The 12,339-nt window shown below is 44.7% G+C and carries 8 protein-coding genes; 1 reads left to right on the forward strand and 7 read right to left on the reverse strand.

What is annotated here, in order from left to right; genetic code table 11:
- Positions 1 to 22 precede the first annotated feature (22 nt).
- The 7 genes from LX66_RS20805 to LX66_RS20835 all read right to left on the reverse strand — a co-directional run bounded on the left by LX66_RS20805 (position 23) and on the right by LX66_RS20835 (position 10,449).
- Positions 23 to 1,099, reverse strand: coding sequence for a glycosyltransferase family 4 protein (locus LX66_RS20805; RefSeq protein WP_145717129.1), 1,077 nt, complete (start codon positions 1,097 to 1,099; stop codon positions 23 to 25).
- Between the two features lie 2 nt (positions 1,100 to 1,101).
- Positions 1,102 to 2,529 carry a hypothetical protein gene (locus tag LX66_RS20810; protein WP_145717130.1) on the reverse strand — a complete coding sequence of 476 codons (1,428 nt, stop codon included), beginning with the start codon at positions 2,527 to 2,529 and terminating at the stop codon, positions 1,102 to 1,104.
- Complete coding sequence (locus LX66_RS20815; protein WP_145717132.1) at positions 2,526 to 4,043, reverse strand: oligosaccharide flippase family protein; 1,518 nt, start codon at positions 4,041 to 4,043, stop codon at positions 2,526 to 2,528. Before LX66_RS20815 ends, LX66_RS20810 begins: the two co-directional genes overlap by 4 nt.
- A gap of 27 nt (positions 4,044 to 4,070) precedes the next feature.
- Positions 4,071 to 5,363, reverse strand: a complete 1,293-nt coding sequence (locus tag LX66_RS20820) for a nucleotide sugar dehydrogenase (RefSeq protein ID WP_145717133.1) — start codon at positions 5,361 to 5,363, stop codon at positions 4,071 to 4,073.
- 26 nt (positions 5,364 to 5,389) lie between these two features.
- Positions 5,390 to 7,801 carry a GumC family protein gene (locus LX66_RS20825; RefSeq protein WP_145717135.1) on the reverse strand — a complete coding sequence of 804 codons (2,412 nt, stop codon included), beginning with the start codon at positions 7,799 to 7,801 and terminating at the stop codon, positions 5,390 to 5,392.
- Positions 7,802 to 7,816: 15 nt separating this feature from the next.
- Positions 7,817 to 8,623, reverse strand: a complete 807-nt coding sequence (locus tag LX66_RS20830) for a polysaccharide biosynthesis/export family protein (RefSeq protein ID WP_145717136.1) — start codon at positions 8,621 to 8,623, stop codon at positions 7,817 to 7,819.
- 80 nt (positions 8,624 to 8,703) lie between these two features.
- Positions 8,704 to 10,449, reverse strand: coding sequence for a polysaccharide biosynthesis protein (locus LX66_RS20835; protein WP_244620474.1), 1,746 nt, complete (start codon positions 10,447 to 10,449; stop codon positions 8,704 to 8,706).
- A gap of 854 nt (positions 10,450 to 11,303) precedes the next feature.
- On the opposite strand from LX66_RS20835, the gene LX66_RS20840 reads away from it, so the two are divergent.
- On the forward strand, positions 11,304 to 12,323 hold the full coding sequence (locus LX66_RS20840; RefSeq protein ID WP_145717139.1) for a substrate-binding domain-containing protein: 1,020 nt from the start codon (positions 11,304 to 11,306) through the stop codon (positions 12,321 to 12,323).
- Positions 12,324 to 12,339 lie beyond the last annotated feature (16 nt).

The following is a 12,339-nucleotide window of genomic DNA, read 5'->3' on the forward strand; positions in this document are numbered from 1 at the left end:
TTTTTCAATCAGCTAAAAAAATCTATTGCATGATTATATCCACAAATGACTTTGCCATCTGTTCTACGTTCCTTTCTTCATGGTATAAGGTATAAGCATTGTATGCCACTCTCCTGTTGTCCTCCTGATCATTAACTATTTTTATCAGCTTTTGTTCCAGATCGCTTATCTGACCATTATAATAATAACCGGTCTCATTGTCTTTTATATTAAATCTCTCGCCGCCTGTAATAGCATCTACAGAAGTCAAAAAGGGGCATCCCATTGCCATGGCATGCAGCACGCTTAATCCCGCCTGTGTTGGAGAAACAGACACTATTGCGTTTTTCATGATAGCATAAATCTCTTCATCGTCTTCCATCCTGCCCCAGAAATTCACCCTTCCTGATATCTTCTTTTGATCTGCCAATTGCCGCAACAAGTTAGCATCTTCGCCATCCCCTATAAAGTCCAGTGTAATATCTTCCGGGATACGATCAATTATTTTCGCAAAAACAATAACCAGGTCCGGTAAGCGTTTGTTCTTCTTAAAAGTTCCTATTGAAAGGATCTTCGTCTTCTTCTCCTGTGATAGCGGAAACTTCCTTACCAGGATCGAATTATGGGCTACAAATACTTTACCAGGTTTGAATACCCTCTTCCGATAAATATCTGCCACATAGGATGAATACAGGATCGTACCATCAGACAAGTCATTCAGGAGGTAACGGATCCTATCTCCAAGCGGCTTTTCCCGCAACCCCTTTGCTGATGAGAGCCCTATTCCCCATAAGTAGACCTTTGGTCGTCTCCTTCTTGTCAACAAAGCAACAATCGGCGCTATAAAATGTAGATCTCCTGAAAAAATAACCACGTCATAGCCGTTGATCAGTTTGTTTAGATCCGTTATCCTAAAAAATGAGGTAAAGAGCGTCCTCTTCTCATATGCTATCACACTAAAATTTCGCTGAGCAGCCATCAGGTTACAGTTTCCTTTTTCCAATCCCTTGTCATAAGCTATTGTAAGATTTATTCCCAGTTCCTTACCGATTAGATTAAACACCGGCACCCGGTAATGTGGAATTATATTTTGTAATATCAGTACTTTTCTCCCAGGCATAACTAGGCATTTAGTAAAAGACTCCGGTGATTTACATTCACTGTCCTTATTACCCGAAGATATCTTCGCTTAAGCAAATACTCTAATAGCAACAGGACAGGTATCGCCACCAAATAATACACCAACCACATATCCATACCTGACCCCCTTACAAACTGAATGAAAATGGTGAACAGAAATACCACGCTCATATTTCTAAAAGAAAGGACACCATTTCTTATCTGTGTAAATGCGCTATGGCATAACCTGTTAAAATACCGGTATCCCACAAAAAGCAATAACAGGCCCGGCAAGTGAAAATTCCAGAGTAATTCGGAATATAATACAATGGGTAAGGATCCTCCCTCTCTCCTAAATACCGGCATAAACTTGGAAGTATAGACATCTACCATACTGCTGGGTTTGTTAGGGAAAACCGATCTGGGTATGGGCACGAACAAAACTTTCAAAAAGGTGCTTCCCTTTAACAACGGCGTACGACCCGAAAACACATATTCCGCTGCATTGGCCGAATTTCCGTAAACAGCATTTACTTCCAGGTTTACTGCCAGTGCATCCACAAAGTAATCTTCCTTCATATAAACCGATACATAGTCATTGGCGTCGAAAATGTTCTTGACGTTATAACCTCCGTAACCACGTAGTAATGAGGCGATAATAACGACATATAGCACCACAGCACCTAAAAAAACAAACAATAGCAATTTCCCGAACGAATAGTTGAACCTGACAGTCCCTTTCAAAACTTCGGCGAGTAGTATTAATAAAAAAACGAATAGTATTTCCCGTTTGGACATAAAATGCCCTGCTGTAAAAAAGACCACAATCAATAAATATAGCAACCAGCGGAACCGCTTCCCCTCCATTGCAAGCATTAGACATACAGGTATCACGATCGCCAACTGCAAAGAATAACTGAAGCTACCGCTTCCTCCCAGAAAAGACAGATCAATCTCTACCAAGCTCAGCAGCAGCAGCGCAGTAAAGCTGATGATATAATAAATGCCTGTTGGCTTGCTTATTTTCCATTTTACTGGCAGACGATCGCCAACTGCAATTACTGGCCTATGCTTAAACAGGTATCGTGGAATGGCAAGATATACAACAAGGTTGCATCCCAGCAGGTAAGCTGTAATCCAGTTCAGATGCTTACTTCTTTGAATAACTCTATAGTATGTATCAGACAGGCCAAATTCCCGGGACACAGCATATGCGCCTAATGCAAAACTAAGACAGAGGTATAGCAGCGTTACAAATGAAGGACTTAAAAAAAATAAGGATTTATCGGCGATAGATTTAGAATGTAAAACAAAAAGGACTAACTGTATAATAAAAAAAATATACGAGTACTTAAAAAGAAACTGATGGTCTCCTTCCAAACTAATGGCCAGCAGCAAAGCCTGTATACTGTAAAATAATAAATTATTCATACATATTTTCTGTAAAACCGGGTTAATAGCACCAGGATCGTCGCCAGTACCGCAATCATCAATGTTAACCTCAGAAGTATGCTTTCCACTGTTACAAAGTACAACAGGAAAAAGCTGGCAAAAACCAGCGCCCATATAGCAATAGATTCTGGCGATGCAATAAAATCATGGTCACAAAGCTTCTTCCTGTAATAAAAGGGAAGAAATAGCAATGTGCTCAACACATAAGCTATTCCAAATGCACCGGCTCTTCCGGCCGCGCCTTCATCTCTGAGCAGGTACATTGTCACAAGGGCGATTACTCCCCAGCAGGTATTGCTGAACATATTCCACCACATGTGACTACCTGCCGCAAAGTTCCTGACGATACCCTGCCGGTGTGAAATAACAATAGTGCTGATCATGATTATCATGATGGTTATATGTAACTCGTGTCCGGAAAAGCTCTTTCCGAACAGCACATCGCCGGCTTCCGGAACAAACATACAGGGAAGGGCAATGAATATGCCAATGGCCCAGGGAAGCATACAGTTTAGCATCTCAAATTTTTTACTTTTTTTCTCGAAGTTCTGAACGGCATAAGGAAGTAGTACCTGTCCCAACATGCCATTTACAACATTCGCTATCAGCATGATGCTCAAGCCGGCGTTATAAATCCCTAGTTCCTTGAACCCTTCCGGCTGTTTTATCAGTATGGCATTACACAACCAGGTTACCGGCAGTATCAGCATATTACCCATGACAGCCGGCAGGCTGAACTGCGTAAGCACTTTAAACTCCTTTAAGGCACCCCGCTCATTTACGTTCACACCATACCTCGCCGCCACTTTCCGTACTTCAAAAAAACCCAGTACTGCTACCATCAGGGCATTGGTAGCAAGGCCTATTACGGCTCCCTCTACACCCAAGTACCATACTAAAGCAATGGATACGGGAAAATTCACGGTTCCTGCGATCATGTTTATCCTTGCAAAGTTCTTGAATGCTTCAAATCCTGCTAGTGTGCCGTTTTGCGCGCTATTAATAGAATAAAAAAAGATAGCCAATGCGCCAATCCTGAGATCGTTTGCCAAAGCAGGTGCTTGTAAAGAACGGATGGCTAGCACTTCCGCAGCACTTATCATTACCATTGCTATAAGAAACCCTACTACCCATGACACCATAGCAGACAGTTTGATGATACGCCCTGCTTTGACCTTATCATTCACTTTATGCTGTGCTATGAACTTGGTAGTGGTCATCCCCAGTCCAAATCCGGCAAAAGCCACAAACATGTCTATAGTTGCCCTTACCATACCGAACTCACCAAACCCTTCCCTATTCAGCATCCTGGCCACACAAACAGATGTCAGGAAAACAATGCTTCTGAACACCACAGCACTGAAAAAAGTCCATACAATACCCTGTGATATCTTTCTAGCAGTTCCGGATTTTAGGTCCGCCTGTAAATCCCCGCGTATTCTTTTTGGGAAAAAAGGGATGATTCTTTCCTGCAACTCCTGTATGTCTGGCATATATTCGTCTCTTCATTAATGTCTTGTCTACAATCTTGCATCCACCAGGTCTCTGTCAAGACAGGCTTTGGTGTCAAATATTACCCCGTTATTGCGTCTTACTTTCTCATAATCGAACTTCAGAAACTCATCGTGAGCCACGGCCACAATAATCGCGTCATATACAATGGAGGTGTCCAGCCGTTTCAGCACCTTCAACCCGTACTCATGTTCAACTTCCGCCGCATTCACCCAGGGGTCATATATATCGACCTCCAGTCCAAATTGTCTCAATTCCTGGTAAATATCTACTACGCGGGTATTACGTACGTCCGGGCAATTCTCTTTAAAGGTAATGCCCATGATTAAGGCCCTGGAGCCTTTAACTTTGTGATCCTTTTCTATCATCAACTTCAACACTTTATTGGCAACAAACTGCCCCATGCAATCATTCACCCTTCTGCCGGACAATATCACCTGGGGATGATAACCCAGCGACTGTGCCTTGTGTGCCAGGTAATAAGGATCTACGCCTATACAATGGCCGCCCACAAGACCTGGCTTATACTTCAGGAAATTCCACTTACTGCCGGCCGCTTCAATAACATCATAAGTATCTATTCCCATCCGGTCAAAGATCAGGGAAAGCTCATTCATGAAGGAAATGTTTACATCCCTTTGCGCGTTCTCAATAGCTTTAGACGCTTCTGCCACCTTTATACTGGGAGCTTTGTGCGTACCCGCCTCTATAATAGAACGGTATAAGGCATCCACCCGGTCGGCAATTTCTGGAGTGGAACCGCTGGTAACTTTCCTGATCTTGGTAAGCGTATTAACTTTATCTCCCGGGTTGATCCGCTCAGGCGAATACCCGGCAAAAAAGTCTCTGTTAAACTTCAATTTTGAGTACCGCTCTAGTACCGGCACACAGTCCTCCTCCGTACATCCCGGGTATACGGTGGACTCATATATTACAACATCCCCCTTCTTCAGTATCCGGCCAAGCATTTCGGATGCCTTCAGCAAAGGCCCAAGATCCGGCGCATGAAAACGATCGATAGGAGTAGGTACTGTTACTATAAAGATGTTACAGTTCTTGATGTGCTCGATATTATCGGAAAGGCAAAGCCCTATTCCTTTCCCCTCATGCCTTTTGGCCATTGCGGCTTTCATTGCTTCCATATCAGCATCCATTGTGTGGTCTTTTCCAAGCCTCAGTGTCGCTACCCTTTCGCTATTGATATCAAAACCAAGAGTATCATAGTGCTTGCCGAACTCAATGGCCAATGGCAAGCCTACATAACCTAATCCGATAACTGCAATTTTCGGTTGTTGTGTCATGTAAGTATTTTTTTTATTCTAGATTACTATTTCCTGAAGGTTAACCGCATTTTCCTGGCTAAGCTCTTAGGTCTATTGTTGGCATATCCATATCCGTAATTATATCCATAATTATATCCATAATTATATCCGTATCCTTTCCCTTCCTTAACATCATTTACTACCACATTCAGCTTAGGCATCTTACCCTGTATATACAATTCCTTTGATATCTGCAGTTGCTGTTTAAAGGTATAGCCTTGCCTGACGAGAAAGAGGGTAGCATCTGCCATAGCGCCCAGCAATTGCGCATCCGTCACTAGACCTACGGGCGCCGTATCTACAATAATGTAGTCAAATTCCCGGCGAAGCGCTGCAAATAGTTTCCTGGTCTGCTCCAGCAGCAGCAATTCAGCCGGATTAGGAGGTATTGGTCCGGATGAGATCATCCAACAGTTCTCATTAATACCTGCCGGCCGGACCAATTCCTCTATAGAAGTCTTTCCTATAGCATATGTGCTGAAACCTTGTGTATTTTCCAATCCCAGCTTTTCGGATATTTTTGGTTTGCGAAGGTCCATCTCCATCAGCACCACTTTTTTACCCGACAATGCCAGTATAGCAGCAAGATTTGTAGCGACAAAAGACTTCCCTTCGCCACTCATGCTGGATGTGACCAATATTACTTTTTCCTGTGCATTTGAGAGTATAAACTGCAGATTTGTCCGCATGGCACGGAACTGTTCCGCGATAGGCGTAACAGTATCCTTCTTTACCACAATATCTTCCTTATCTTCGGTATGACCAATTTCTGCCAGTATGGGCACAGGCGTGTTGCCTGTAATATCCTGTTTATTGACCACACGTCGGTTTAGTGCCTCACGTAGGTATAATACTAAAAAAGGCATTGCAATTCCCAGCAGTATGCCCACCAGGTATACAAGCATATGCTTGGGTGTATAGGGTATGGCCTCGCTCTTGGCAGGATCGATCACCCTGGCTACCGCAAGATTGGATGATTTTGAAATGGCAGACTCCTCCCTTTTCTTCAACAGGAAAAGGTATAGCTCCTGCTTGATGGCCTGTTGACGTGAGTAGTCCAGGAAAATACGTTCCTTCGCCGGCACCTGCTGCATTTTCCTGTCAAGTTGGCTGGAACGGCCCTGCAATTCCCTGATGCTCGTCTGCAACCCGCTTTTAAAAGATAACAGGTTGCTCGACAGGTCTTCCCGCAGGCTTCTTAGCTGCGCATCTATATTCTGCACCAGCGGGTTAGCGACGGTGTTAGACACCAACAGCCGCTCCCGCTCCAACTGGAAGTTATTATACTTTTCTACCAGGGCTACAAAGGTAGGATCCTGTAAAACCAGAGAAGAGGGAACTATACGCTTGTTGTTCTTCTCATCGCTGATATATTTCTCCAGTGATTCCACCACGCTCAACTTTACTTCCTGTTCAGTTAACTGCCTGGAGAAGTCTCCCGTATTAGATATCAGCAGCTTTGCCTGTTCGCTTAAATCTGCCAGTTGATTGGCTTGCTTAAATTCCTGGATATTCTTTTCCACTTTGGTCAGCTCGCTGCCCACCAGCGCCAACCTATTATCAACAAAAGCGATGGTACTGTCCGCTATCCGATTCTTGGCCTCAACACTGGCTTTCATGTAGGCATTAATCAGCTCGTTCAATACCCACTCCCCTTTTTCGGGAATAGTGCTGGTAAGCGTAAGGTCAATAGTGCTCACCTGCTTGTTGGGAACGCTTACATCCAGCTTTTCCAGGAAGTCTGCCACGGCCCTGTCCACAGATGTTACCCTTACAATATACTTTTCCTCATTCAGAGGACTGAACGGCTTTCGCTCCACCTGCATGAGCCCCTCCGGCAATTGTAGCGTGTCTCCCCATGCCAACGTCTTTTTTCGCATGCCTTCCCTGCTTATACTGAACTTACTCGCTGATACCGGTACTATAACGTAATCTACCTCTTCAAGGGTGTCTTTCAAGGCCAGCCATTGAATGGTAAACGGTACTTTCCTAAACTGCTCCGCCGTTTTCACCCGTCCTTCCAGCCAATAGGAAACATTGAGTTGCAGGTCCCTTACCACCTTTTCCATCAATGAGCGGGAATTCAGGATTTCTACTTCATTATCGACATTACTCTGATTATCGAACATCTGCAATTGCTCCAGTATCTGTTCACCCGGCATGTTACTGCCTTTCTGTTCGTCTTGTACGAGAATTTTAGCATTTACCTTGTAATCCGGGGTGGCATATCTCAGATATATCCAGGCTGCCAAAAGCCCCAGTATAATACAAAGTATAAACCAGTACCAGTAAATGGTGAGCCTGTCAACAACCTTTCGCAGGTCAATACTTCCGTCAGACGGCTCCGGCATCGCTTCCTGCTGTAGCATGCCATTCAAAACCAGCTTACCATTAGTATTGTTATTGTGCTCTTGCATAGAACCGTTGTAGATTTAAAACTGGATCCTGGATGCCAATACGATCAACACCGACAACGCTGTAGCCAGCACAGACAATCTCCTTACCTGTGCCATGTCGGTTGACGCTACTTTCGCTTTGTTCGGCTCCACATATACAACATCTCCCTGTTGTAAATAGAAATAGGGAGAAGAGAATAAATTACTGTTATTCAGGTTAAAACGTACAAACTCCTTTTTGCCGTTGTTTTCCCTTATTAGCATCACATTTTCTCGCTTGCCATATATGGTAAGATCACCGGCGGCGCCGATAGCATCCAGCAGGGTTACCCTTTCATTGGGCATTATATAAGTAGAAGGCCTCGCAACCTCCCCCAGTACGGTTATTTTAAAATTGGCAAAACGCACAGCCACTACCGGATCTTTGTAAAATTCGGCAGCCTTGTTACGTATCTCATCCCTTATCTGGCCGGTAGTTTTACCTTTTGCCATTATCCTCCCAATAAGTGGTAGTACTACATATCCTTCTTTATCTACTAAATAACCAGGCACTACTGCAGTTCCGGTACTGCCAGCATTGCTTTGTGTATTGGCAGCAGGAGTAGACCAGCCAGTGTTATTTTGCTGATTTAATAATGCAGTGGTGGTGGGATCCAGCGTTTGCACCGATACCTGTAATATATCGTCTGGCTGTATCACAGGTGTATAATAAATAGCCAACTCCACCATCTTTTGTCGCAATGTGTCCGGCACATCCTGGAAATAAGCTACATTCTTGGGAGTGGAGCAGGAAACAAAAATCAAGCCCCAGCACGCTATAAAGCCCAATCTGAATTTACTCATTTGAAATTTTGCTGTTTGAACTCATTTACATTACCACCATAGCCAATGCGGCAATATAGAATGGCTGTAGTATTGTATTGTTACATCTTAATTTTATCTCTATCCAATTGCTCGAAAGCGGAATTTTTGCTGATGAACTCCGGCACCAGTTTTTTCATCAGTGCGACGGTTGGCGTTATGTAGTGTTTATGGGCGGCATTGATCAGTTGTTTAATACTTTCCTCCACTTCTACAAAATCATACTCACGCACCCTGGCAATCAGTATCTTTTCGTGGTAAGTGGGCATCGTATTCTCTGCCGTGTTCAACAGCTCTTCATACAGCTTTTCACCGGGTCGCAGCCCGGTGTAAACGATCTGGATATCCTTACCGGGCTCCCTGCCACTCATACGTATCATTTTCCTTGCCAGATCTGCGATCTTCACCGGCATCCCCATATCAAAAACAAAAATTTCCCCGCCCTGGCCCATTACACCGGCTTCCAGCACCAGTTGGCAGGCTTCCGGGATCGTCATAAAATACCGGGTAATATCCGGATGGGTAACCGTGAGCGGCCCCCCCTGTTCGAGTTGTCTCCTGAACCTGGGTATCACGGAGCCGTTAGAGCCCAGCACATTGCCGAAGCGTGTGGTGATAAAGCGGGTGGGTTTCCCGGCCAGGTAACGGTTGTAGGACTGGGTAAATATCTCTGCGATCCTCTTGGATGCGCCCATGACATTGGTAGGGTTAACGGCCTTGTCCGTAGATACCATTACGAACTTTTCCACTTCAAACTCAACGGACAGCTCCGCCAGTATCTTGGTGCCCAGCACATTGTTCAGCACTGCAATGGAAGGGTTCTTCTCCATCATAGGCACATGCTTGTATGCGGCGGCATGATACACGATAGCCGGCGCATATACTTCAAACAACTGGCGCATACGCGATTCGTCACACACATTACCGATAAAGGGGACTACCGGCACATCGGGCATTAGCTCCGATATTTCCAGCTCCAGCTCATGCAGGGGCGATTCCGCCTTATCACAAAGGACAATGGCGGCAGGCGCATATTTTGTCAGTTGCCTTACCAACTCACTGCCTATGGAGCCGGCGGCGCCTGTTACCAATATTGATCTGCCTGCCAGCTCCTGGCTGAGTTGCTGGTTCTGTATGCGGATCACAGACCTTTCCAGCAGATCCTCAATGTTGATGTCTTTGAGCTGGGCATTGTCCCAGCCGCTGCTGATCCACTTGTCTACCGGCAACACTTTCTGCACCCGGATGTTCAGCGATACGCATTGTTCCACAAGCTCGTTCAGCAAGGAGGTCTCGATCTGCTCATCTGCAATAATAAGGAGCCGGATCCGCTCCTGTTTAACAAGCTTCTGCAAAGACAGGCTGTTGGCAGCATAAATGGGCAGTCCTTCCAGCCGCATCCCGGCATGGGCGTCTTTATCGTCCAGGAAGGCCACCACTTTGATACTTACATTATCATCCTCTCCTATCATCTTCCTCACCATCTGCCCGGAGTGGCCGGTGTTGTATACCGCGGCCCTGATCTTGTTCTCATTACTGTAGCGCCAGTAAAACCGGAAAAACCATTTTACCACCAGGCGGTAAGAAAGCCAGATGAACGTACTGGTAAAGAAGTTAATGAAGATGACAGAAAGCGGGAAAATGTCGCCCGTTTTGTTCAATACCCGCGAGTTGTCCACATAGTAATACACTACTGCGCAGGAAAGGCCCAGGCAGGAGATACGCCCTATATCCGCTACGCTGGTATAGCGCACAATACCGGTGTAGGTGCGGAACAGCAGGGAAAGCAACAGGGTAACCCCCACCACTACACTCAGGATAGTGACTAACGGATACCGCCTAAACGCTTCCAGGTCAAAGTTTAACCGTAACAGTAGCGCGAGGTAGATTGCTATGCTGGCACAAGCAATATCTAATATGAGTATCAGCCATGAGGGGGTTATCCAAGATCGCTTAATCATTGGTTACTTTATAGATAAGGTTAAAACTAGAGTTTCAAATCAATGTTTAATCCATCAACACTTGCAATGTTAATGCCGTTTTTCAATAATTTAAATAATCAATGAAACCGCTTGAATTTTTATAGCTTTTGTATCAGTGATCTTATTTGTAGTTATTTAAATAAAATCTGAAGTTACCCGCGTGAACGCTTCATACTCGTGGACATGGGTTGGCGGGTGGCATTCCCGGTTACAAATTAAGCATTAAAAATCTAAAGTTTCATTCATCGGCATTGAACATTTATAAATCTTTTAAAGTAAAATATTTACAAACTTTAATATTACCGGAAAAGGGAAACTTCACACTCTCGCCACACTGAATGATTTCCGACTTTGCGCATTCTTTACACTAACAGTTGACACCCGGAAATCATATAATTTAATTTTTCATTAATAGTAGAAGGATCCGGAAAGAAAGTAGTTTTTCGTAACAGCATAACGTTGGCAATTTTTCTTGTATACTGCTAAAACAAAACCGTGCCAGCTTTATTGCTGAGACAGCTATCTTCAAAAGCATGTGTTTATATAACAATCCAGCTTGTTTTTTGTTGCCTGCCCGGTAACAATAACTGTTACAAAGCCGTCAAGTGTAAATTACCTTAAAATGTAAAAAGCAATAAAATTTCTCATTTTACATTTATATTAAGGATAAATATTAACAGATGAAGCCGCTGCATATTGACACCAACAGCAAAGTACCCGTATACCTCCAGATAGTAGATTCCATCATGGCCGCCGTACGGGACGGCGATCTGCGGCGGGACGAGCAGATACCTTCCATTAACGAGTTCAGCGAGCAATACCTGCTTTCCAGGGGCACCGTGGAAAAGGCGTATAAAGAGCTGCGCGAGAAAAAGGTTATCCTGTCTGTAAAGGGAAAAGGGTACTTCATTTACCGCACGGATGTAAACATGCCGCTGCGGGTGCTGCTGCTGTTCAACAAGATCAGCAATTATAAAAAGCAGATATACAATGCGTTTGTAAAGACCCTGGGCGAAGGCGTATTCGTAGACCTGCACATCCATCACTGCAACGTACAGTTGTTTGACAGCCTTATCTGCAACAACCTGGGAGATTACGACCACTATGTGATCATGCCGCATTTCTATGACCAGCCGGAGAAAGTGCTGCAGATCATACGGCAGATACCGGAGCAACAATTACTGCTGCTGGACAAGGACCTGCCGGGCATTACCGGCAGGCACGCAGCCGTGTACCAGAACTTTGAAAAGGATATTTACGAGGCCCTGTACGATGCCCTGCCCTCCCTGAAGAAATATACCAGCCTGGTGTTCGTAAATCCCAGCACCATTGTGCCTTACCCGCCGGAGATCAGGAAAGGCTTCCAGTACTTCTGCCGTATGCACGATTTTGAGTTTTCCGTGATGGAAGGCGTTGAGCTGAGCACGCCCGTAAAAGCAGGACAGGCCTTTATTGTAATTGAAGAGACCGACCTGGTGAACCTGGTGAAGATATGCCGCCAGAACGGGCTCACCATAGGGGAAGCGGTAGGTATTGTATCCTATAATGAAACGCCGCTGAAGGAGATCCTGCTGGATGGCATTACCGTTATCTCCACCGACCATGAACAAATGGGCGTTACTGCCGCCCGGATGATACTGGAAAAAAGTACGGAAAAGATAAAAAATCCTTTCAAGCTTATTTTACGGCGGTCTCTGTAGTAACAATTCCACATAT

Origin of the sequence: Chitinophaga japonensis, from assembly GCF_007830125.1 — a bacterium.
Taxonomy (GTDB): Bacteria; Bacteroidota; Bacteroidia; order Chitinophagales; family Chitinophagaceae; genus Chitinophaga; species Chitinophaga japonensis.